We start from the raw sequence: 22,555 nt of genomic DNA, 5'->3' as shown, positions 1-22,555 counted from the left end.
ATATAGTGCGCCGGGCATAAAACAGGGTGACGGGGAAAGGCGGATGGAGAAAAAGAATAAGGTGACAATGAGTGATATCGCACGTGAAGCGGGAGTTTCACAGGCAACGGTTTCGCTTATTTTAAACAACTCACGCGCCATAAAACTCAGCGAAGAAACCCGTCAGCGGGTGTTCGATACCGCCCTGTCGCTCGGCTATAAAAAAATGCCTGCACCGCACCGGGATAACGGACAGGAAGAGATCGCCCTGCTGCTCAACGCCATGCCGAGTTACGATCCCTTTGTTGATGCGCTGAGCGAAGCCCGTGAAGCCGCGTGGCGGCACGATACGCTGCTAACCGTCTATGATTATGGCGATGATATCGGGCTGGCGGTGCGTATCATTGCGCAGCTGAATCAGCGCCGCTGTGCGGGCATCATCATTGCCTCCCCCGTTACGCAGGCGATTGATTTTTCGGTATTCGCCAACCAGACTTCGCTTCCCGTTGTGCTGCTCAATGTCTACGATCGCGCCTTCCCGCTGCTGCCTACCTTCCTGCCCGACGACCGTGCTAACGCGTTGCAGATCACCCGCCACCTCATCGAACAGGGTGCGACTCGCATTGCGCATATCATGGGGGATAACTGGATGGAGGCCTGCGAAATGCGCCGTGAAGGTTACCGCGAAGCGTTGTCACATGCGGGTATTCCTTATGATGAACGGCGGGTGATGGCAACCAACTGGTCGCTGAATGAAACCTATCAGGCCACTCTGGCACTGATGAAACTGCCGGAACCGCCCGATGCCATTTTTTGCTCCAGCGACTGGATGACGCTTGGCTGTTATCAGGCGCTGACCGAACTGCATCTGCGTATTCCGCAGGATATTCTGGTTGCCGGATACGACGATCAGCGCATTGCCGATCAGATGACCCCGAAACTGACCAGCGTACAGTTGCCTTATGTCGAACTGGGCCGTCAGGCGGTGGAATATATTTGTTCAGGAGAAGATGCAGCAACGTGCGTACGCATGGCAGGAAAACTGAAGGTGCGTGCGAGCACCGCAGGATAATGTTTCCGTTTTTAATGCACATTAACCCATGATGACATTATTTTTCAGAAATTAGATTTCTGCTTTTTTATAACATCCGTAGCAACAACGGAGGTTATAAAGATTAATCAACAACGCCTGACATGTTAAGTCCATAGCAATTCGCCTCCGCCGTGGTAGACTTCCGCCTGAACAGGGAAAGTCAATTTTAAATAAATCAGAGGCGGAATGAACACTGAACACCTGTCTGAAAAAATGTCGACTTCAGGTCATCATCCTATGCAAAAGCCCGTTAAAACAATCATTAAATTAATCGGGTTATTCAAACAATTATCTGCTCCATTACTGCCTGACCGCACCGGAGGAGAGGTTAAACTGCACAATGAACAAGGTGATTCTCAGGTCGTGCTTGTGATTGAAGGGACAGTGGATATTTACCGCAACGCGGATAATATGCTATTTGCCACTGCCCGCGCCCCCGCTATTTTCGGGATGCAAGGTTCACCCTATCGCGACAGTATCTATAAGTTCATTTCCCGCCCTGACTGTGTATTAGAAACACTGCCTTTATCCTCTGTTATCCGGATTATAAATGCAAACTCACTTCTTGAAGAACTGCTGATCTGCCAGTCCTATTTCAATGATTACCACGCGTACCGAACAAACATGCTCATTAATAAGACTTCTTACGAAATCGTGCGCGCCCTGTTACTTGAACTGGATAAGGTTCCCTCTGAGATAAAAACCAAAATCAATGTCCCTACGTTTATTTTAGAACGTAGTCATCTGGCGCGCAGCGGAATAATGAAAATATTATCTCACCTGCGGCAAGGTGAATATATAAAAATAGAAAGTGGCAAACTGATAAGCATATTAAGAAAACTGCCAAAATCATTCTGACTGGGGGTTCTGTTTGTTCTGAATAGTTGTCAATCACCCAAAATCTTTCCACAAAAGCCTCTGATATTCCTCGTTTTAAAACATCACTTAACTCACTGATTTTAAATCAAAATAACATCATTACTGAAAAATTCACGCTGTCCTGCGCTGTGGGAGCGAGAGATCACTTCGATAAAAAAATTCTTATCTCTCATTCGGTTAGTCCGCTCAACTGTCCAAAAACGGACGTTGTTGTAAAAACCCATTGTTGTTAAGATCTGCTTCATCCACCCACATGGAATACAATTTACCCGCGCAAAGCCAGAGTAATATCTGATTGCGAATACTCAATCATTCTTTTTTTAAGAACTTGCCCCGTATTATCGGTTAATAATATGATGAAAGAATTTATTTTTTATTCATTGGCAATATCTTTATTTTGTCAAATTCCTGCAGAGACAGTACAGGCCTCTGATAATATTCCTTTGCCTGATCTCGGCAGCCGTGCCGAATCATCTGACGACGCAGATCAAAGCGAGACAAAAAATAACCCGGCTGAGAATGATATTTGGGCCTCGAAGACGGCGCAAATGGCGACGAGTGAAGCGCAACAAAATTTTCAAAATCTGACACCTGAAGGATTGAAATCACAGTTATTCCAGTACGGAAAAGGAATAGCCAGCGGCGCGGCACAGGCGCAAGCCGAATCTTTACTTTCTCCCTACGGGCATATCAGTACACAATTCGTTCTCGATGATGACGGAAGCCTTGACGGCTCGTCACTGGATTATCTCATCCCGATCATTGAGGGAAAGGATAATCTCTTTTTTAATCAAATTTCTGCTCATAATACCGATGGCAGGACAATAGCTAACCTGGGTGCCGGTATTCGTCATAATCTCAGCCAGGACTGGATGATTGGTGCCAATACTTTCTATGATTACGATATTACCCGGCATCACCGGCGTATAGGTTTTGGTGGTGAGGCCTGGACAAACTTTTTAAAGCTCAGCGGTAACTATTATCTGCCTTTATCTTCATGGAAAGATTCCCGCGATCTGGAAAATTATGAAGAACGCCCGGCAAGGGGCTGGGATATGCGTGTGCAGGCTTATTTACCTGCCTATCCTCAGCTTGGTTCGTCACTGGTTTACGAAAAGTATTACGGTGACGAAGTGGCGCTGTTTGGCACTGATGATCTGCAAAAAGACCCTTCCGCGGTCACGCTGGGCGCAGATTATACGCCGGTTCCCATGGTCACCCTTGGCGTGGGGTATAAAAAAGGGAATTCTGATAGCGATGAAGTGACCGCCGAACTCGCGCTGGATTACCGCATCGGCGTGCCCATTTCAAAACAACTGGATCCTTCCGCCGTGTCGCAAATGAGAACGCTGGCCGGCAGCCGGATGGATTTCGTCGATCGTAATAATCACATCGTTCTCGAATACCGCGAAAAAAGCGATCTGGATATCGGTTTGTACCTCAAACCGACGGGCACCGCCGCGCAATGCATCATTGCTGATACACCGGAGCAAGCACAGGCCTATGAAGGATGTCACTGGACCGTAAATGCTTCCATTTCCTCACATCTGGCGATTAAAGAAGCTCGCTGGATCCCCTCTGGCGCGTTTACTCCGGAAACACTGTTAGGTTTACCCGCGTTATCCCCTGAACAAAATATCAGCGCAGGCACCAATAACCACTGGACATTGACGTTCCCGGCCTGGGTGGATTCTCCGGATCCTAATGCCAATAAATATACGCTCTCGGTGATGCTGCTCGACGATAAAGGGCGCAGCAAGCAGTCAAACGCAGTGGATATAATCGTTTCGGAAGCCCCTTCTTCCTATCAGCTGGTTATTAATGATGCCGGTGAGGAGAAGAAAACCACCAAAGTTCTTTCTGACGGTAAAAGTGTGGTCGATTTAGAAGCCAGCGGGAGCAAAATTGCCGGGCTGGCAGGTGAAACGACACCAATTAATGCAGAAGATCTGAATATGACGTTCCGTGCTTATAAAATGGAAGATAAAAGTCATAGCAGCGAAGTGGTGATTCATGCATCAAAAGAAAAATGCGACGCAGCAACATCTTGTCTTTTCTACACCCGTTCTCCGGATAATGGAAAAGCCGCGGTCAGCAGTACCATGAGCGGCGTTTATAGCATTGTCGCTTCACCAGAAAATAAAGAAACACAACGGACCAATGCGGTGCTGATTAATTTCTCCCCGGCTGACACCATGTTTTATACCGCTATTGTGGATAAAGCAGCCCCGGATATTAATCTGACGGCTACCCGGGGAAATACCCTTCAGTTAGGTCATGAATATTTATTCAGGGTCGCCTACGACAGTAATAACAATGGTCAGTGGGATGCCAGTGACCGGGAAACTATTTCTGATACCTCGTCAACACCATTATCGTCGCTTGTGAATTACCGCTGGCAATTTACCGGGGTCACGCCGGAGGGAACGCCGGGCGGCTTTGCCGTTTCCGCGACAGACAACCATAGCCTTATTCTGCCAGCCACCAATACTATGGCGAAGAGCGTTTTCGCCGGTGCCGGAGCAGAAGGTATTCAGGGTTATGAATTAAAAGTGGATTACCAGCTGACGCAGGAAGGGTTGAAATCCGTTGAGTCATTACGAACCCGATAATAACTGGCAGCTTCATTCAGAGTTTACGATTATCTCATTAACAAGAGTCTTTATTACCTATGAAAAATTTCAATAAAACATTACTCGCCACCCTGTTATTTGCGAGCTGTTCACAGTTTGCCGTTGCGGATACCACCGCCAGCGCGGGTCAGATAATGGGTACCAAACCTGTTCTCACCGGTACCGGTGCGGGTGCCGTCGATCACAGCGTCTCCTTTTCCAACGGACATGAAAGTGGCTCTGTCACGGGAATGGCCGTCGGAGATAAAGTCACCCTGAGTTATGTTTTAAAAGACGCCGAAGGGGATACGGACGCCAGTGAAAAAACCATTAAATGGTTCACCACGTCAGACGGTCAGAGCGACAAAAAGGATATCACCGCTGCTGACGGCAAAGCCGACTATACGCTCGCGCAGGCCGATGCCGGACGTTATCTTGGCGTGACGATCATTGAAACCACCTCGACGGGTATCCCAGCGGTCGGAGATACCCTCACCATTCAGGATATCAGTAAAAATGACACCACAGATAATATCCCTGACGGTCCGGTCGTTGGCGGAACTGTGTCAACCATGATTGTCGATGCAGCCGATCCTGGCACTAACCTGATTGGCAAAGCGAACAGTCAGTTGATCCTTGGCCACAGCTATCAGTTCAAAATCTGGTATGACACCAACAACAACAAAGTCATGGATGCCGGTGAAGTGGATGCTTCCTCTAACTACAGCTACGTGTGGACCTTCGACGGTACCTCGGCAACGGCGGGTACAGCTGGAGGTGCGGCCGTCAGCTCAACCGATAACAAGGATCTGAAACTGCCATTAACCAACGCTGATGCGAAGAACGTCTTCGCCAGCGCCGGTCCGGACGGTATTCAGGGTTATCAGCTGAAAGTGGATTACACCGCAAAAGTGAAAGCCACATTAAAGTCCGGTAAGCGTCAAAAATAATCTTTCCCGGCGTTGAATAAGCCGGGCGACGACCGCCCGGTTTATTTCCCTTTACTGAATAACCAGACTCCCGCTGTTATGGTGTAAAAAATGAAAACGAATAAACCCAACGTCACCGGGATCGCTTTTTTAGTGGCAACCTCTCTCGGCGTCTCATTCATGGCAACCGCAGAAGTTATGACGGGGTCAGCGGGCATCGTCGCCGGTACAGCGCCTGTGATTTACAATAATAAAGACCTTCCCGAAACGATAAATATCACGCGGGATAACGATATTATTGGCGATAATGACGAACTCGAAATCAATGACAGTATTTCTTTATCCTGGCGTTTTAATGATGATGAAGGTGATGATGATGTGACCCTCCCTTCTGTCGAATGGATATGTCTGGATGCGGCGAATAATAAGCGAACGCTGTCACAAGGCACGACAAATTATGTTATCAGGCCCGCCGACAAGGGCTGTGTCATCGGTGTGAACATTACCCCGAAAACGGTTACCGGTTTTCCTCAGGCAAATACTCCCCTTCAGATCGGCGATATCAGCAGTTATGACAATTCGGATAATATTCCTGACGGACCGGTAAACCCGCACGCGATCAATATTGTGGGATATATCGTCGCACCGAATAATCCCTCCGCGCGATTAACCGTGAGTGGCGATAACAGTTTACACACCGCCTTTGCCGGTGCCGAAGTACAAATGGAAACAGATAACCTGGCTGACCAGTTAGACTGGACCACCAGTAACAGTGCCATCGCGACAGTCTCGAACAGCGGACTGGTGACATTTAAAACAAAAGGCGCGGTGCGTATTATGGCCAGACATAATGAGAAAAGAGCATCCATGATTTTCTCCCCTGAGCGTTTTTACACTGCAAGTACCTCCAGCAAAAATTGGCCGGACGCCAAAAAAGCGTGTGAAAACCAGGGGCTGCGTCTGCCTAAGCTGGATGAACTCTCCGCCGGGCAACATGTCCGTCACGCACCCGGCACCTCTTTGTGGGAAGAATGGGGAGAAAGTGTGGAAAATATGCCGCATTCAGGCGTTGTCTTTTGGTCTTCTGATATTTCCAGTTTCGATGTCAGTGCCTACGCCTATGCCTACCTGTCAGATGGTCATATTTCCTCTAACACACAAGATATTGTTGAGGGTTATGCCTGTGTAGAATGAAAAGCATAACGCTGTCTGTCATTACAGAAAACATGAGTAATCACGATGAAACTATTAAATAATGAATCCGAATACAGAGAATGGATGACGAAAGATTATTTATATATTGATGACGGTTTTCCGCCAATGCTTGAAGCCGTTGAAATTGAAAATGAACTGGTCAGACATATGCCTGTGAACTACCCCTGCATTGTATTAGAAATTAAAGGCATAAGACTTTATGATACCGATATTATTGAGTTTATATACCGTTCACAGGTTGAGGAGTGGGCAAAGCTGTTAGCCATCATTCATTAAGTGATTGTATAAGAGGATGACCCCTATTTAAAACACCACGGAGTGTCATAAAGGATGCGCCAAAATAAAGGCCAGCATGGCGCTGGCCTGAATATTTACCCGGTCAGATTACTGCAAATCCGTTCCGTGACTGGCGATCACCTTTTTATACCACCAGAACGATTTCTTACGTTTTCTCTCCAGCGTACCGTTGCCGCTGTCATCGCGATCGACATACACGAAACCGTAGCGTTTGCTCATTTCACCGGTGGATGCCGACACCAGATCGATACAGCCCCACGAGGTGTAACCGATGACCGGAATACCGTCGGTAATGGCTTCGCCCATCGCCTGAATATGCTCACGCAAATAGCTGATGCGGTAATCATCATCGATTTCGCCACGCTCGTTAATTTCATCTTTCGCACCCAGGCCGTTTTCCACCAAAAATAACGGTTTCTGATAGCGGTCGTACATCATGTTCATGGTGATGCGCAGGCCGAGCGGGTCGATGCCCCACCCCCATTCGCTGACCTCGATGTGCGGGTTTTTCAGTGATTTAACGATGTTTGCTGCGCTGCTGTTATTGTCGTTCATGTCCGCCGAGGCGCAGCGGGAGGCGTAATAACTGAACGACACAAAATCGACGGTGTTTTTCAGGATGTCGTCATCCCCCGGCTCTTTCGCAATGGTTATCCCCTTCTGCGCGAAGACGCGGCGGGTATAAGAAGGATATTCACCACGCGCCTGGACGTCGATAAAGAACAGGTTCTCGCGATCTTTTTGCAACGCCGCCCACACATCTTCCGGTTTGCAGGTGCGCGGATAGAAATTACCGCCCGCCAGCATGCAGCCGACCTGATTTTGCGGGTTCACGTCATGGGCAATTTTGGTCGCCAGGGCGCTGGCAACCAGCTCGTGATGCGCAGCCTGATATTTCACCTGTTCCTGATCTTCCCCTTCTTCGAACACCAGACCGGCGCCGGAGAACGGGCTGTGCAGCAGAATATTGATCTCGTTAAAGGTCAGCCAGTATTTCACCAGCCCGTCAAAGGCTTCAAAGCAGGTGCGCGCGTAGCGGGCGAAAAACTCCACCATTTTACGGTTACGCCACGAGCCGTATTCGATCACCAGGTGCATCGGCACGTCGAAATGGCACAGCGTCACCAGCGGTTCGATGCCGTATTTTTTGCACTCCGCAAACACGTCACGGTAGAACGCGATGCCTTCGGCGTTTGGCGTCTGTTCATCACCGTTCGGATAAAGACGGGTCCAGGCAATCGAGGTTCTGAATACCGTAAAGCCCATCTCCGCCATCAGCGCGATGTCTTCTTTGTAACGATGGTAAAAATCAATCGCCTGATGGGCAGGATAAAACTCATCGTCTCTGAGCGAAAAACGTTTTTCCTGACCGGTTTTCACCGCCAGCCGGTGCTGGCCGTGCGGGATCATATCCACCGTGGTCAGGCCTTTTCCGCCTTCAAAACTGGCACCTTCGGCCTGATTGGCGGCTATCGCGCCGCCCCATAAAAAGCCGTCAGGAAATGGTGATGCTGCCATGAGAAAGTCCTCTTCTGTAGGGTCTTTAATGTGTTTTTAGCGCACTTTGCCCGGCGGCAAAGGGGCTGGATTGCGGGGTGTCCGTCGGCTGCTGAACGTCAGGCTGCGCCGTCTCCACCGGAATATCTTCAAAGCCGAGCAACAGCGTGGTGACGAAGGAAATCACAATCGCCAGAATCATCACGCCAAATACCCAGACGATGCTCATCGGGTTCGACGGATCGAAGAACTGGACGCTGGTGAACAGCCCCGGTGAGGCCATCGAGTGGCTGGCGAGCCCGCCGAGCCCGGCCACGCCGCCGCAGATAAATCCGCTGATAAGACAGGCGATAAGCGGGCGTTTCAGCCGCAGCGCGACACCGTAAAGTGCCGGTTCAGAAATGCCGGCGATGATTGCCGAAGCGGCAGCGGCCAGCGCGGTCTGACGTAATTCCGGATTTTTGGTGCGCCACGCGACGGCCAGCGAAGACCCGCCAAGGGACAGGTTGGCGCCAATTTCGGACGGCATCACCATGCCTTCTTTACCGGTCTGGGCGATGGTCTGAATGATGCCCGGCGTAAACACCCGGTGCATCCCGGTCATTACCAGCAGCGGCCAGGCCGCCCCCATGATGGCGACGGAAAGCCAGCCAAGATAGTGGTGAACCGTATACACGCCCGCAGAAATGCCGGTGCCGATCCAGATCCCCAGCGGGCCGATAATGACGATGGCGATCGGTGCGGCAATCAGCATGATCAGCATCGGTTTAAGGAAGTTTTTGGTCACGACTGGCGTAATGCGGTCAACCCATCTTTCGATATAAGACAGCATCCAGGTCATGCACAGCGCGGGAATGACGGTGTAGGTGTATTTCACCGCCGTGATGGAGATGCCGATAAATTCGACTTTTTGCCCGGCAGCCGCTTTCGCCATCAGATCGATAAACGCCGGATGGAGCAGCACACCGGCAATGGCGATCGCCAGCGACATATTGGTTTTGAATTTTACCGCTGCCGAAGCCGCGACCATCACAGGTAGGAAGAAGAACGCGCCGTCACCAATAGTGTTGAGAATCACCAGGGTAGACGCGCCCTTCTCGAGTACGCCGGTCATCTCGAGCATCATCGCCAGCAGTTTTACCATAGAGCCGCCGATGATCGCCGGGATCAGCGGCGACATTGTACCAATCAGCGCGTCAAGAATCCCCGACCCAATGCTTTTTAAGGTAATTTTCCGTTTTACCGGCGCAAGATTTGCTCCCGATACGCCTTCCGGCAGCAGTTTCTGTACTTCGGCATAGGCTTGCGACACGTTGTTGCCAATGATCACCTGACACTGATTTTCATTACGCACGACCCCCATCACACCGGTGATGTTTTTCAGGGTTGCGCCATCAACCCGCGAGGCGTCATTAAGCACAAAACGTAAACGGGTCATGCAGTGCGTAACCGCCGCGACGTTGTCCGCGCCGCCGAGGGCACTGACGATCGACTGTGACATTGCTGCAAAATTCTTTGACATGAGTGACAACTCTCTCGAATTCATAGGGTTATGAATGATGCTGTGAGCGTTAAATGCTGTTATTCGCGCTTTTTAAGTCGGTGAGTGAAATAATAGGTAACCGGTTACATACGAGAATGTTCAGTTCTGATGCTGACTTCAATAAAAAGTAATAACGCTGTTTCATTTTTGTGATGACGATCTCCATGCGGTGGCTTCGCGCGTCGAAATCCTCGAAAAACTGACGAAATGTGTAGAATAGCGAATCATTTTTATTTTTCAGGTGTGCCTGATGTCGACAATGCAGGAAGTAGCGTCAAGAGCAGGCGTCTCAAAAGCCACGGTTTCGCGGGTGCTTTCCGGGAAAGGCTACGTGACCCAGGAAACAAAAGATCAGGTTTTTAAAGCCATCGAAGAAACCGGCTATCGCCCGAATTTACTGGCCCGTAATCTGGCGACCAGCAAATCGATGTGCATCGGCCTGGTGGTCACCAACACCTTGTATAACGGCAATTATTTCAGTGAACTGATCTCGCAGGCCGCCAAAAAACTGGACGCCAACGGGCGGCAGCTGATCCTGGTGGATGGCAAAAACAGCGCTGCCGAAGAGCGCGAGGCGATCGATTTTCTGCACGATTTACGCTGCGACGGCATCATTATTTATCCGCGCTTTTTAACGGTCGATGAAATGGACGTGATCATCGATAAATATAAAAAACCGGTGATGGTGGTGAACCGTAAGCTCAGAAAACATCAGAGCCACTGTATTTATTGTGATCATAAAGGGTCGAGTTTTCAGGCCACCCGGACATTGATTGAACGCGGCCATCGCGATATTGCGTTTATTACTGGTTCAATGGATTCCCCGACCGCAACTGAACGTCTGTCGGGTTATAAAGACGCCTTAATCTCTGCCGGAATCGGGGTGAAGGAAGACCTGATCGTGGCCGGGAAATGGTCACCGGCCAGCGGCGCAGCGGCGGTCGATACCCTTCTCGCCCGTGGCGTCGCGTTCAGCGCGCTGATTGCCAGCAACGATGACATGGCGATCGGCGCAATGAAACAACTCAGCCACGCCGCCGTCGCGGTACCTGCGCAGGTCTCGGTAATAGGCTTTGATAATATTCCCACGGCGCCGTTTTTAATTCCCGCGCTCTCCAGCGTGAAAGATCCGGTCAGCGATATGGTCAGCGAAGTGATTAACCAGATTATTTCGATGCTCGATGGCGGGTATTTATCGCAACAGAATCAGTTTACCTCCGACGTTATTTTGCGCGAGTCGGTCATTGACGGGCCATATTATTCCACGGCGCTCTCCGACCGCGAACCTGCACTAAAATAAGGCGGCGTCTGCCCTGCCCGAAATGCCCTTTTTATGTCAAGCCGCAACCTGTTGCGGCTTTCTTATTTCTGCCTGACCCGCTCCCCCTCAATTGCCTTAAAAACCCTTAAGCTTTTTGTGCCCTTTCATTAAAGCCCGGCAGGTTACTGCCAATAACTTTTACGCCTCTTTCAGACCAAAAGTGAAATTTCACTTAAGGCCGATCTTTTTGCTAAAAAGGCTTAATTTTAAGCACGTTAGAGGCAAAATTTGACGAACTGAGAATTATCTTATGCTAACGTTTCACCGCACATCACAGCAGAAATGCGTCGGGAACAGGCGCACTATTTAGCCGGACTCTGATTTGGGAGGATCCCGCACAGAGGCGGCCAGCTAGCAGGCAAAATATAATGAACGAAGATTCTGACGTACTGTATCGGTTGCTGGTTCAACGCGTAGAAGATTACGCTATTTACATGCTGAAACCCGATGGCACCGTGGCGAACTGGAATGCCGGTGCGCAGCGCGCTAAGGGCTATTCGCCTGAGGAAGTGGTCGGGAAGCATTTTTCGTGTTTTTACACCGAGGAAGATAAAAAAAGTGGCTGGCCGCAGCACGGGCTGGAGACGGCACGGGAAACCGGCCGCTATGAATCCGAAGGCTGGCGACAGCGCAAAGACGGTTCACGCTTCTGGGCGCATGTGATCATCGAAGCCCTGCGTGAATCCGGTAACATCATCGGTTTTGCCAAAATCACCCGCGACGTCACCGAACGCCGCGAAAATGAACAGGCGCTGATGTATGCCAAAGATCTGGCAGAATCCAACAGCGAGCAGCTCTCCGCCCTCACCCAGTTTCTCAACACGGTGATCGCCAATATTCCTTCGTCTGTGATTGTCGAAAACGCTGTCTCACGGGAAATTTTGCTGGTGAATCGTCAGGCTGAACGTCTGCTGGGCATTTCGCGCGAAGAGATGCTGGGTAAACGTCCGCAAGACTGCATGGGCGTCGGCCTGAGCACCTTTATCAATAAGCAGTCAGACGAATGTCTGCGGGCGGAAGGCGTGCATAAAAGCGAGCAGCAACTGCTGACCGCCGTCGGTGACCGCACGCTGCAAACCACCAGTTCGGTGATCCGCGGGCACGATCCGCAGACCAGCTACGTCATGATGATCGCCGACGACGTGACTGACCAGCACGCCGCCCATGCGCGTATCCATCACATGGCGCACCACGATAATCTGACCAGCCTGCCCAACCGTATCCTGTTCAGTCAGCGCCTCAACGAAGCCCTGCAACACGACAGTTACAGCCACACCCATACGGCCACGCTGTGTCTGGATCTCGATAACTTCAAAAACGTCAACGACGCACTCGGCCATCAGGTCGGCGATGAACTGCTGCGTGCCATTGCCAAACGGCTGCGCATGACCCTGCGTGACGACGATACGCTGGCGCGAATTGGCGGCGATGAGTTTGCCGTGGTGCTGCCGGGGCTGAAAGATATCTCCGATGCGCATCAGATCTCAAAACGTCTGATTGAATCAGTGCGCCCGCCGGTGATCATCGACGGTCACTCGTTGTCGGTCGGCCTGAGCATCGGTATTGCGCTGGCAGATTCGACGGATAACTCCCCGGATCAGCTGCTGCGCTGCGCGGATATGGCGCTGTACGAAGCCAAACGCAATGGCCGCAACCGCTATGAAGATTTCCGCATTGAGATGGACGCCGCCGCACGTAAACGCCGTGTGGTCGAAATGGATCTGCGCGACGCCATAACCTGCAATCAGCTGCGTCTTTATTACCAGCCGATCACCGATGCGCGGCACGATGCCGTGATGGGCTATGAAGCGCTGATGCGCTGGCACCATCCGCAAAACGGACTGATCATGCCGGTCGATTTCATCCCGATTGCCGAAGAAACGGGCCTGATACACAGCCTGGGATCTTTTGCGCTGCATGAAGCCTGTCGCGAGGCTGCCACCTGGGCGGGAAATCAGACCGTGGCGGTCAACCTCTCGCCGATCCAGTTCAAAAACAGCGGGCTGGTGTCCGTCGTGGAATCGGCTCTGGCCGCCTCGGGGCTTGCGCCGGAACGGCTGGAAGTGGAAATCACCGAGTCCGTGCTGCTGGACAACACGCTGGGAAATGTCGGTACGCTGCGCCAGCTGAAAGCGCTGGGCATCCGCATCGCGCTGGACGATTTTGGCACCGGGTATTCGTCACTGAGCTATCTGCGGTCATTCCCGTTCGACAAAATCAAAATCGACCGGTCATTCATTAATGATATGCAGGACAGTCCGGAAGCGCTGGCGATTATCCGCGCCATCACCGGCATGAGCCGCAGTCTGGATATTCAGACCACCGCCGAAGGCGTGGAAACCGACGAGCAGTTCCGGCGTCTGAAAGAAGAAGGGTGTTCGCTGTTCCAGGGGTATTTTTTTGGACGGCCTCAGCCCTCAGAGTCCCGCCTGCTGGGCTTTACACCTGTCTGATGCTAGCCATTAGACACGACACCCGCCCTTTTTGATCGGGCAATAAAAGGGGCTTTTTTCGGTTAATTCAGCCGATTACATCACAGCGTTGATAAAACGACCGCCGCCCGCTTATCGGAGTACGTTAAGCGGGCGGCGGTTTTCACCTCACGTTACGGCTCAGATCATCGGTAAATTCAGGTCATGTCGCGCTGCGCATTCGGCTGCCTGTTCATAGCCTGCATCCGCATGACGCATGACGCCGGTCGCCGGATCATTCCACAGTACGCGCGCCAGCCGGGCATCCGCCTCGGGTGTGCCGTCCGCCACAATCACCATGCCCGCATGTTGCGAGAAGCCCATACCGACGCCACCGCCGTGGTGCAGGCTGACCCAGGTCGCGCCGCCTGCGGTATTGAGTAAGGCGTTCAGCAACGGCCAGTCAGACACCGCGTCCGAGCCATCTTTCATCGCCTCGGTTTCACGGTTTGGCGACGCCACTGAACCGGTGTCCAGATGGTCGCGGCCAATCACCACCGGCGCTTTCAGCTCGCCGTTGCGCACCATTTCGTTGAAGGCCAGACCGGCAATATGACGCTCGCCCAGCCCCAGCCAGCAGATGCGCGCAGGAAGTCCTTGGAAGGCAATGCGTTCACGCGCCATATCCAGCCAGTTGATCAGATTGGCATTATCCGGGAACAGCTCTTTCAGTTTGGCATCCGTTTTGTAGATATCTTCCGGATCACCGGAGAGCGCCACCCAGCGGAACGGCCCTTTGCCCTCGCAGAACAGCGGGCGAATATAGGCCGGAACAAACCCGGGGAAATCAAACGCATTAGTCACACCTTCGTCTTTTGCCACCTGACGGATGTTGTTGCCGTAATCCACGGTCGGGATGCCCATCGCGTGGAAATCCAGCATCGCCAGAACGTGTTTCGCCATCGAAGCTTTCGCGGCCTTAATCACTGACTGCGGGTCGGACTGACGCGCCGCCTGCCATTGTTCCAGGCTCCAGCCTTCCGGCAGATAACCGTTCAGCGGGTCGTGTGCGGAAGTCTGGTCGGTGACCATATCCGGACGCAGGCCGCCTTCTTTGGCCCGCGCCACCAGTTGCGGCATCAGCTGAGCCGCGTTACCCAGTAATCCCACGGAAATCGCTTTCTTCTCTGCACAGGCTTTTTCGATCATCGCCAGCGCCTCATCAATGCTGTGCGCCTTGTAATCGAGATAGCGGGTGCGCAGGCGGAAATCAATGCGCGATTCCTGACATTCAATCGCCAGCACGCAGGCACCGGCCAGCACACCGGCCAGCGGTTGTGCGCCGCCCATACCGCCCAGACCGGCCGTTAAAATCCACTTGCCGCGCAGGTCGCTGTTGTAATGCTGACGCCCTGCTTCGGCGAAGGTTTCGTAGGTGCCCTGAACGATGCCCTGCGCACCGATGTAGATCCACGAACCGGCGGTCATCTGGCCGTACATCATCAGCCCGGCTTTATCCAGCTGGTGGAAGTGCTCCCAGTTTGCCCAGTGCGGCACCAGATTGGAGTTGGCGATCAGCACGCGGGGCGCATCGGTGTGCGTACGAAACACGCCCACCGGTTTACCGGATTGCACCAGCAGCGTTTCGTCTTCACGCAGCTTGCGCAGGCTGTCGAGAATGGCTTCGAAAGCCGGCCAGTTACGCGCCGCTTTGCCAATGCCGCCGTACACCACCAGATCGTCCGGGCGCTCGGCCACGTCGGGGTCGAGGTTATTCTGCAACATGCGGTAAGCCGCTTCGATCAGCCAGTTCTGGCAACTGAGTTCTGTGCCGTGCGGGGCACGAACTACGCGGGCAACGGCAGTTTTTTGAGGAGCGTTCATTTTCGTATCCTTTATCGGGTCAGGAGAATCAGGCAAAACTTGGCAACAGCGCTTCAATGACCGCCGGCCAGTGTTCACGGGTGGCCCACAGACGCATCATCTCGACATCCGGTGCCATCAGGCGGTCTTGTTCAAGGAAAGGCACGTCGGCGCGAATAGCTTTCAGTTCGTTTTCCAGCAGGGCCGAACTTTGCAACGGACGGTGGAAATCAATGCCCTGCGCCGCGGCCATCGCTTCTATGCCGACCACCACGCTGGTGTTAAAGCACATGTCGCCCAGACGCCGCGCGGCGTAGGTTGCCATGGACACATGATCTTCCTGATTGGCCGACGTCGGCAGGCTGTCCACGCTGCCGGGGTGCGCCAGAGATTTGTTTTCAGATGCCAGCGCCGCGGCGGTGACCTGCGCAATCATAAAGCCGGAATTGACCCCGCCGTCGTTGACCAGGAACGGCGGCAGGCCGGACAACCCGGTATCAAGCAGCAGTGCCATGCGACGTTCTGAAATCGCGCCGATCTCAGCAATCGCCAGTGCCAGGATATCTGCCGCAAAGGCCACCGGCTCGGCGTGGAAATTCCCGCCGGAAATCACCTCTCCGTTCTCAGCAAACACCAGCGGATTATCAGACGCCGCGTTGGCCTCAATGCGTAAAATACGTGCGGCGTGATGCAAATTATCCAGGCAGGCGCCCATCACCTGCGGCACACAGCGGATGGAATAGGGATCCTGCACGCGGCTGCACCCGGCATGAGAAGTGACAATGTCACTGCCCGCCAGCAACTCCGACACCGCCGCGGCCACGGCGATTTGCCCGATCTGCCCGCGCGCCTGATGAATACGCGGATCCAGCGGTTTGACGGACCCCTTGATGGCCTCCAGCGACAGTGCACCGGCGATCAGACCGGCGGAGAAGACCCGCTCGGCCTCAAACAGCCCGGAGAGCGCCAGCGAGGTGGACACCTGCGTGCCGTTAAGCAGCGCCAGCCCCTCTTTCGGCCCGAGTTCAAACGGCTCAAGCCCGACGACCGCTAACCCTTCGCGGGCTGACACTTTCTGCCCTTTTACCGTCACCTGCCCTTCGCCTATCAGCATCAGGGAAAGATGGGCCAGCGGCGCTAAATCGCCGGATGCCCCCACCGAGCCTTTTTCCGGAATGCAGGGATACACCCCGGCGTTAAACAATGCGATCAGCGCGTCGATCACCGCCATCCGGATCCCGGAATGCCCGCGCGACAGGCTCAGCACTTTGGTCGCCATCACCAGCCGCACCACGTTATCGGCCAGATCTTTGCCTATGCCGACGCTGTGTGACAGCACCAGATTACGTTGCAGTTCCGCCAGCCGGTCCGCCGGAATACGGGTCTGCGCCAGTTTGCCAAAACCGGTATTGATGCCGTACACCACCTTGCCGGATTCCACAATGCGGGTAACTGTTTCCTGTGAAGCCTGCACGTCGGCCCGTGCTTCCTCAGCCAGTTCGAGACGCACGTTGCCCTGATAAATGTTGCGCAGCATCGGTAAATCAACCAGACCCGGTTGCAGGTGGCAAAGGGTCAATTCTGTGGATGAAGAAGCCATAATCTATTCCTGTATAGACAAGTGAAGCTAAGAGTTTACCCGAACCAGACCGGAGCCTGTCGGGTGGCTGTACGCTACTGATTAGTGAAAGACGATCGCAGCCCAGAGCAGCAGGCTGTCCGCATGTTCGGCGTGTATCCGGGCGGTGTCCGCGCGGGCAGCCGGTGTGGCCCGGTAAAACCCTTCGCCCTGCCTGACACGCCGTCCGTCCGGCATCTGCCATTCACCGCTCACGACATAGATCACACCGCTCTGATCGGTGGAAACTGACAGCGTTTCCCGCGCGGCGATCACCCGCGCGTGGCACACCGTGCGGCGCGTCATGATGTTGAAATCGGTGGTGACGCCTGCGGTGAGACGTGCGGTGACCGCCAGTTCGCCGGGGAAAGCAAAGGGTTCACCGGCGCGGGTCAGGGAGTGGCTGATGTCCGGTGGCGCGAGCAACTGTGCGCCTGCGCCGGAAAGCAAAGTGATGGAGCGGTCAATGCCGGGAAAAGCTGAAAACGGGCCGTCCTGCGCGATAGTGGCGATGCTGGCGCGCCAGTCAAAATCAGCGTTTCCTTGCGCAGCGCTGAGGATTTCGCGGGTTTCCCCACCGCCGTTACGCCAGGGGGTGACCGGCAGCCCGGCGAAAGTGAAATGCTGCCAGCCGGTCATGCGACGTCCTCCGCCAGTTGCTTAAGCACCCGCAGGAAATCTGCGGCGGCGGCCTGTTGCTGCGCGTGTTGTCCGTCAATAATCCGGGCAATCCCCCCGACATAAACGTCGCGGATTTGCCCGGCGTGACCGGCAAACAGCCAGCGGTTGAGCAGTTCACTGTTTTTCGCCGCCGCCAGATAAGGATCGTTGCCGTCCAGCACCAGCCAGTCGGCGCGAAAACCGCTGGCGAGTTTACCGACGGGAACGCCGCACGCCTGCGCCCCGCCCTGTAAAGCCTGTGAATACAGCACATCACCCACCGAGTGTTGATGCGCCAGCGTCAGACGGTTACGGCGCTGATCGCGCAGACGCTGGCCGTATTCAAACCAGCGCAGTTCTTCCACGACGTTGAGCGAAACGTGGCTGTCGGAGCCAATGCCCCAGCGGCCCTGGTGCCCGAGGTACTCCACTCCGGGAAAAATACCGTCGCCTAAATTGGCTTCCGTCGTCGGGCATAATCCGGCGACAACGCCGCTTTTCGCCATGCTGGCAAGCTCAAAACGGTCGGCATGGGTGGCGTGAATAAGACACCAGCGGCGGTCAATGTCGAGATTATCGTAAAGCCAGGTGATCGGTCGCTGTCCGCTCCAGCCGAGGCAGTCGTTCACTTCTTTCAGCTGTTCGGCAATGTGGATATGCACCGGCGAGTGCGCATCGCCCGCCGCCAGCACCTCACGCATTTGCCCGAGGGTCACCGCGCGCAGGGAGTGAAAGCACAGCCCGCTATTTTGCAGAGGTTTGCCGCTGAGCTGCTGGCGAACCACCGCCTGCTGTTGCAGATAGCTGTCCACATCCTGAATAAAGCGTTTCTGGCCGGGCTGCGCAGGCTGCCCGCCAAATCCTGCGTAGCGATACAGCACCGGCAGCAGCGTCAGACCGATGCCTGCCTGCTCAGCCGCGGCGCTTAACTGCGCGGTCATTTCACCGCGATCGGCATACGGCTGCCCGCTGACATCATTGTGCAGATAGTGGAATTCGGCGACCTGGGTATAACCGCCCCTGAGCATTTCTATGTACAACTGGCGGGCGATGATACCGGTTTGCTCCGGCGTCAGGCGCTGCACCATGCGATACATCAGGTCACGCCATGTCCAGAAACTGTCCTGCGGATCCCCGGCGACTTCCGCCAGACCGGCCATCACCCGCTGGAAAGCATGCGAATGCAGGTTAGGCATTCCCGGCACGACCGGCCCTGACAGCCTGATGCAGTCTTGCGAATCGCTGCCTGCGGTGACCGCCGTCAGCATTCCGGCAGCATCCACGTCCAGACGTACATCGTGCGCCCAGCCTTCGGCGAGTAAAGCGCGTGAAGCAAAATAAGCAGCCATGACATCGTTCCTGATTAAACATGGGGAAACAAAACCCGATGTGAGAAAGTTTTGAGCAACTTGTCTATACATATACATATGCCTGATTGCCCTGTAAACTTGCAACAGGAATTTTTTTGATTTTTGTTTCCGTCGTCCTCTTTTCGTTTGCCTGCCCGTGGTGGACACTACGGGGCTGTATCAGGGATCCCATTCAGCCATTGCACATCTGACAATGCGTGTGAAATGAAGAGCGTTGAAAACTCAATGAACGAGGTAAAAGACATGTCGGAGCCGACGCCACTTTTGCAGTACGGTGCAGCGCAACAGGGAGTGTCCCAGCAGACATTGTCCGAACTGGCCGCCGCGATGAGCGACACCCCCGCCCCGATCTATCAGCGCGTCAAACAGGCGATCATCAGCCAGATCCGCGCAGGCGTGTGGAAACCGCATCAGCGTGTGCCGTCTGAAAGCGAACTGGTGAACGAACTGGGCGTCAGCCGCATGACCATCAACCGGGCGCTGCGCGAACTGACCAGCGAAGGTTTTCTGATCCGCATGCAGGGTGTCGGCACGTTTGTTGCCGAAGCCAAGGCTTACACCCCGATGCTGGAAGTGCATAACATTGCCGATGAAATCGCCCGGCGTGGCCATCGTCATGACAGCAAAATTCTGGTGTGCGAAGCGCGGCTGGCTGATGCCGCTCAGGCGCAACAGATGGAAATCGCCCCCGGCGCGATCCTGTTCTATTCGCAAATTGTCCATTACGAAGACCGGGTGCCGGTACAGATTGAAGAACGTTTCGTCAACCCCGAGACTGCGCCGGACTATCTGCAGGAAGTGCTGAACAAACAGTCGCCGTACACGTATCTGATGACCATTGCGCCGCTGACCGCCGGTGAGCACCGTGTCGAAGCCATCAGTGCCAGCGACGAACAGCGGGAGCTGTTGCAACTGGGCGAACATGAGCCTTGTCTGCTGATCCATCGCCGCACCTGGAGCGGCAACCGCGTGGTCACTTCGGCACGTCTGATTTATCCCGGTTCCCGTTATCAGCTGTTCGGACGTTTCACCAGTCACGGTTAAGCGGCTTTTCACTTGCCGGTTATCGGCGAATGCGCTAGGTTGACTTTAGTTGTCTATACAAGATGATTATCCCGACAATTGATCGCCACCTGGAGCCTGCCATGCCGGTAACAACGTCCCCGCACTCTTCTGCCCCCTCCCGCGATTGTGACAGCCTATGGCGTGGTGCCACGCTGGTCACCATGCAGGACGGGCACTATAACCTGATCGAAAACGGCGTGATCGCCGTGCGCGACGGCCACATTCTCTGGGTCGGCAGCGAGGCTGACTGCCCGGATTTTCCCGGCGCCGTGGAACATGCGTTTTCAGGCGGGATCATCACGCCGGGGCTGGTTGACTGCCATACGCATCTGGTTTTCGGCGGTGACCGCAGCGCAGAGTTCGAGCAACGTCTGAACGGCGTGAGCTACGCTGACATTGCGGCGGCAGGCGGCGGGATTTTATCGACGGTGAACGCCACCCGCGCGGCCAGCGAAGAGGAACTGCTGGCGCAGGCATTGTTCCGCCTGCAACCGCTGCTGGCCGAGGGCGTGACCTGCGTGGAGATTAAATCGGGCTACGGCCTGAGCGTGGAAAGCGAAATCAAAATGCTGCGGGTGATCCGCAGGCTGGGGCACATGTTGCCGGTGGAGGTGAAATCCACCTGTCTTGCCGCGCACGCCCTGCCGCCGGAGTTCAAAGGCCGGGCTGATGATTACATCCAGCTGATTTGTGACACCCTGCTGCCGGTGGTTGCCAGAGAACACCTGGCGGACGCCGTGGATGCCTTTTGCGAACACCTGGCGTTCTCGCCGGAACAGGTCGAACGGGTTTTCACTGCCGCTCAGGCTCTCGGCCTGCCGGTGAAAATTCATGCTGAACAACTCTCTTCCCTGCACGGCAGCGCGCTGGCCGCACGTCATCACGCGCTGTCTGCCGATCATCTCGAATACGCCACCGACGCCGACGCCATCGCCATGGCGGCCAGCGGTACCGTAGCTGTGCTGCTGCCGGGCGCGTATTACCTGCTGCGCGAAACGCAGTGCCCGCCCGTCGCCCTCTTTCGCCAGCACGGCGTGCCGATGGCGCTGGCCAGTGATGCCAATCCGGGCACGTCGCCCGCCCTTTCCCTGCGTTTAATGCTGAATATGGGCTGCACGCTGTTTCGCCTCACGCCGGAGGAAGCGCTGGCAGGCGTGACCTGTCACGGCGCACGCGCGCTGGGTTTGCAGGCCACACACGGCACGCTGGAGGTGGGAAAAGTCGCCGATTTTATTCACTGGCCGCTTTCGCGTCCGGCTGAACTGGTTTACTGGCTGGGTGGTCAGCTGCCCTGCACCGTTGTTTATCGTGGTCACTCCCGTGGAGACGTTCGTTTATGAGCCTTTCAGCTAGTCACGTTATCGCCAATCCTTACCATTTTATCCGGGGAACTGCGCCGTTGCTGATCAGCATTCCTCACGCAGGCACGCACCTGACGCCGGAAGTCGCCAGTGGTCTGACGGATGCGGCGCTGCCGTTGTCTGATACCGACTGGCATATTCCCCGCCTGTACGATTTTGCGCGCTCGCTCGGTGCCAGCATTCTGGTAGGTGAATATTCCCGCTTTGTGATTGATCTCAACCGCCCGGCGGACGACACACCGCTTTACGCCACGGCCACCACCGGGCTGTTTCCCGACACCTTGTTCGACGGACGCCCGACCTTTAAACCCGGCATGGAACCGACCGCCGCACAGCGTCAGCAGTATCTGGCGCAAATCTGGCAGCCGTATCATCAGACCCTTCAGGCGGAACTGGCGCGGATGAAACAGGAATTTGGCTATGCGTTGCTGTTTGATGCGCACTCCATCGCCTCGCGCATTCCGCGACTTTTCGAGGGTAAACTGCCGGATCTCAATCTGGGCACCAACGACGGCGCGAGCTGCCTGCCGGGGCTGAGCGACGCGGTGGAAGGCTGTTGCCTGCAACAAACGCGGTTTAGCCACGTGCTCAACGGGCGCTTCAAAGGCGGATACATCACCCGCGAGTACGGGCAACCGCAGGCCGACCAGCACGCGGTTCAGCTGGAGCTGGCACAGGTGAATTACATGGAAGAAATCGAGCCCTTTGCCTGGTCCGAAGATAAAGCCACCGAACTTCAGGGCGTGCTGAAACCGCTGCTGGCGGGCATGCTGGCATGGGGAGAGGCGCACTACCCTTAACCCTTTGCGGTGCAGGTTTCCGGCCTGCACCCTGCGTTTTCC

General features: G+C 54.5%; 17 protein-coding genes. 11 read left to right on the top strand and 6 right to left on the bottom strand.

Features of this window, described 5'->3' with window-relative positions:
• Positions 1 to 43: 43 nt before the first annotated feature.
• The 6 genes from ABSH60_RS19500 (at position 44) to ABSH60_RS19475 (ending at position 6,983) form a co-directional block, all read left to right on the top strand.
• Positions 44 to 1,051 (top strand): LacI family DNA-binding transcriptional regulator, encoded by a 1,008-nt coding sequence (locus ABSH60_RS19500; RefSeq protein ID WP_217202745.1) that lies wholly within the window; start codon positions 44 to 46, stop codon positions 1,049 to 1,051.
• A 207-nt stretch (positions 1,052 to 1,258) separates the two neighbouring features.
• On the top strand, positions 1,259 to 1,930 hold the full coding sequence (locus ABSH60_RS19495) for a helix-turn-helix domain-containing protein (protein WP_390975397.1): 672 nt from the start codon (positions 1,259 to 1,261) through the stop codon (positions 1,928 to 1,930).
• Positions 1,931 to 2,499: 569 nt separating this feature from the next.
• Positions 2,500 to 4,563, top strand: a complete 2,064-nt coding sequence (locus ABSH60_RS19490) for an inverse autotransporter beta domain-containing protein (protein ID WP_390975395.1) — start codon at positions 2,500 to 2,502, stop codon at positions 4,561 to 4,563.
• A gap of 59 nt (positions 4,564 to 4,622) precedes the next feature.
• Positions 4,623 to 5,513: a SinI family autotransporter-associated protein gene (locus ABSH60_RS19485; RefSeq protein ID WP_390975393.1), complete on the top strand. Its 891-nt coding sequence runs from the start codon at positions 4,623 to 4,625 to the stop codon at positions 5,511 to 5,513.
• A gap of 90 nt (positions 5,514 to 5,603) precedes the next feature.
• Positions 5,604 to 6,686 (top strand): Ig-like domain-containing protein, encoded by a 1,083-nt coding sequence (locus tag ABSH60_RS19480; protein WP_390975391.1) that lies wholly within the window; start codon positions 5,604 to 5,606, stop codon positions 6,684 to 6,686.
• A 45-nt stretch (positions 6,687 to 6,731) separates the two neighbouring features.
• The gene (locus ABSH60_RS19475) at positions 6,732 to 6,983 is read left to right on the top strand and encodes a hypothetical protein (protein ID WP_390975389.1); all 252 of its coding nucleotides are present in this window, start codon (positions 6,732 to 6,734) and stop codon (positions 6,981 to 6,983) included.
• A gap of 108 nt (positions 6,984 to 7,091) precedes the next feature.
• On the opposite strand, the gene ABSH60_RS19470 is transcribed toward ABSH60_RS19475, so the two are convergent.
• Positions 7,092 to 8,522, bottom strand: a complete 1,431-nt coding sequence (locus tag ABSH60_RS19470) for a 6-phospho-beta-glucosidase (protein WP_390975387.1) — start codon at positions 8,520 to 8,522, stop codon at positions 7,092 to 7,094.
• A gap of 25 nt (positions 8,523 to 8,547) precedes the next feature.
• Positions 8,548 to 10,023, bottom strand: a complete 1,476-nt coding sequence (gene ascF / locus ABSH60_RS19465; RefSeq protein WP_238485033.1) for a PTS cellobiose/arbutin/salicin transporter subunit IIBC — start codon at positions 10,021 to 10,023, stop codon at positions 8,548 to 8,550.
• A 271-nt stretch (positions 10,024 to 10,294) separates the two neighbouring features.
• On the opposite strand from ascF, the gene ABSH60_RS19460 reads away from it, so the two are divergent.
• Positions 10,295 to 11,344, top strand: coding sequence for a substrate-binding domain-containing protein (locus ABSH60_RS19460; protein ID WP_390975384.1), 1,050 nt, complete (start codon positions 10,295 to 10,297; stop codon positions 11,342 to 11,344).
• Positions 11,345 to 11,733: 389 nt separating this feature from the next.
• Positions 11,734 to 13,818, top strand: a complete 2,085-nt coding sequence (locus tag ABSH60_RS19455) for a bifunctional diguanylate cyclase/phosphodiesterase (RefSeq protein WP_056777448.1) — start codon at positions 11,734 to 11,736, stop codon at positions 13,816 to 13,818.
• A 159-nt stretch (positions 13,819 to 13,977) separates the two neighbouring features.
• On the opposite strand, the gene hutU is transcribed toward ABSH60_RS19455, so the two are convergent.
• The 4 genes from hutU to ABSH60_RS19435 all read right to left on the bottom strand — a co-directional run bounded on the left by hutU (position 13,978) and on the right by ABSH60_RS19435 (position 19,266).
• Positions 13,978 to 15,660, bottom strand: coding sequence for a urocanate hydratase (gene hutU, locus ABSH60_RS19450; protein WP_056777453.1), 1,683 nt, complete (start codon positions 15,658 to 15,660; stop codon positions 13,978 to 13,980).
• Between the two features lie 28 nt (positions 15,661 to 15,688).
• A complete protein-coding gene (gene hutH, locus ABSH60_RS19445) occupies positions 15,689 to 17,239 on the bottom strand; it encodes a histidine ammonia-lyase (protein WP_390975382.1) in 1,551 nt (516 codons plus the stop codon).
• A gap of 81 nt (positions 17,240 to 17,320) precedes the next feature.
• Entirely contained in the window at positions 17,321 to 17,896 is a 576-nt protein-coding gene (locus ABSH60_RS19440; RefSeq protein WP_390975380.1) for a HutD family protein, read from the bottom strand.
• Positions 17,893 to 19,266 carry a formimidoylglutamate deiminase gene (locus ABSH60_RS19435; RefSeq protein ID WP_390975378.1) on the bottom strand — a complete coding sequence of 458 codons (1,374 nt, stop codon included), beginning with the start codon at positions 19,264 to 19,266 and terminating at the stop codon, positions 17,893 to 17,895. Before ABSH60_RS19435 ends, ABSH60_RS19440 begins: the two co-directional genes overlap by 4 nt.
• Before the next feature lie 264 nt (positions 19,267 to 19,530).
• On the opposite strand from ABSH60_RS19435, the gene hutC reads away from it, so the two are divergent.
• The 3 genes from hutC to hutG all read left to right on the top strand — a co-directional run bounded on the left by hutC (position 19,531) and on the right by hutG (position 22,513).
• Positions 19,531 to 20,331: a histidine utilization repressor gene (gene hutC / locus ABSH60_RS19430; RefSeq protein ID WP_136376670.1), complete on the top strand. Its 801-nt coding sequence runs from the start codon at positions 19,531 to 19,533 to the stop codon at positions 20,329 to 20,331.
• 101 nt (positions 20,332 to 20,432) lie between these two features.
• A complete protein-coding gene (gene hutI / locus ABSH60_RS19425) occupies positions 20,433 to 21,692 on the top strand; it encodes an imidazolonepropionase (protein ID WP_390975376.1) in 1,260 nt (419 codons plus the stop codon).
• A complete protein-coding gene (hutG, locus tag ABSH60_RS19420) occupies positions 21,689 to 22,513 on the top strand; it encodes an N-formylglutamate deformylase (RefSeq protein ID WP_390975374.1) in 825 nt (274 codons plus the stop codon). Before hutI ends, hutG begins: the two co-directional genes overlap by 4 nt.
• The last annotated feature ends 42 nt before the right edge of the window (positions 22,514 to 22,555 follow it).

The sequence above is a fragment of the Rahnella sp. R3(2024) genome (assembly GCF_042920125.1).
GTDB lineage: Bacteria > Pseudomonadota > Gammaproteobacteria > Enterobacterales > Enterobacteriaceae > Rahnella > Rahnella rivi.
The sequence above is the reverse complement of the archived record's forward strand: the minus strand, read 5'-3'. Positions and strand labels throughout refer to the sequence as shown.

Excerpts from the sequence above, each read along its gene's own strand:
- ABSH60_RS19500 (WP_217202745.1), top strand. The coding sequence starts at position 44 with ATGGAGAAAAAGAATAAGGTGACAATGAGTGATATCGCACGTGAAGCG.
- ABSH60_RS19495 (WP_390975397.1), top strand. The coding sequence starts at position 1,259 with ATGAACACTGAACACCTGTCTGAAAAAATGTCGACTTCAGGTCATCAT.
- ABSH60_RS19490 (WP_390975395.1), top strand. The coding sequence starts at position 2,500 with ATGGCGACGAGTGAAGCGCAACAAAATTTTCAAAATCTGACACCTGAA.
- ABSH60_RS19485 (WP_390975393.1), top strand. The coding sequence starts at position 4,623 with ATGAAAAATTTCAATAAAACATTACTCGCCACCCTGTTATTTGCGAGC.
- ABSH60_RS19480 (WP_390975391.1), top strand. The coding sequence starts at position 5,604 with ATGAAAACGAATAAACCCAACGTCACCGGGATCGCTTTTTTAGTGGCA.
- ABSH60_RS19475 (WP_390975389.1), top strand. The coding sequence starts at position 6,732 with ATGAAACTATTAAATAATGAATCCGAATACAGAGAATGGATGACGAAA.
- ABSH60_RS19470 (WP_390975387.1), bottom strand. The coding sequence starts at position 8,522 with ATGGCAGCATCACCATTTCCTGACGGCTTTTTATGGGGCGGCGCGATA.
- ascF (WP_238485033.1), bottom strand. The coding sequence starts at position 10,023 with ATGTCAAAGAATTTTGCAGCAATGTCACAGTCGATCGTCAGTGCCCTC.
- ABSH60_RS19460 (WP_390975384.1), top strand. The coding sequence starts at position 10,295 with ATGTCGACAATGCAGGAAGTAGCGTCAAGAGCAGGCGTCTCAAAAGCC.
- ABSH60_RS19455 (WP_056777448.1), top strand. The coding sequence starts at position 11,734 with ATGAACGAAGATTCTGACGTACTGTATCGGTTGCTGGTTCAACGCGTA.
- hutU (WP_056777453.1), bottom strand. The coding sequence starts at position 15,660 with ATGAACGCTCCTCAAAAAACTGCCGTTGCCCGCGTAGTTCGTGCCCCG.
- hutH (WP_390975382.1), bottom strand. The coding sequence starts at position 17,239 with ATGGCTTCTTCATCCACAGAATTGACCCTTTGCCACCTGCAACCGGGT.
- ABSH60_RS19440 (WP_390975380.1), bottom strand. The coding sequence starts at position 17,896 with ATGACCGGCTGGCAGCATTTCACTTTCGCCGGGCTGCCGGTCACCCCC.
- ABSH60_RS19435 (WP_390975378.1), bottom strand. The coding sequence starts at position 19,266 with ATGGCTGCTTATTTTGCTTCACGCGCTTTACTCGCCGAAGGCTGGGCG.
- hutC (WP_136376670.1), top strand. The coding sequence starts at position 19,531 with ATGTCGGAGCCGACGCCACTTTTGCAGTACGGTGCAGCGCAACAGGGA.
- hutI (WP_390975376.1), top strand. The coding sequence starts at position 20,433 with ATGCCGGTAACAACGTCCCCGCACTCTTCTGCCCCCTCCCGCGATTGT.
- hutG (WP_390975374.1), top strand. The coding sequence starts at position 21,689 with ATGAGCCTTTCAGCTAGTCACGTTATCGCCAATCCTTACCATTTTATC.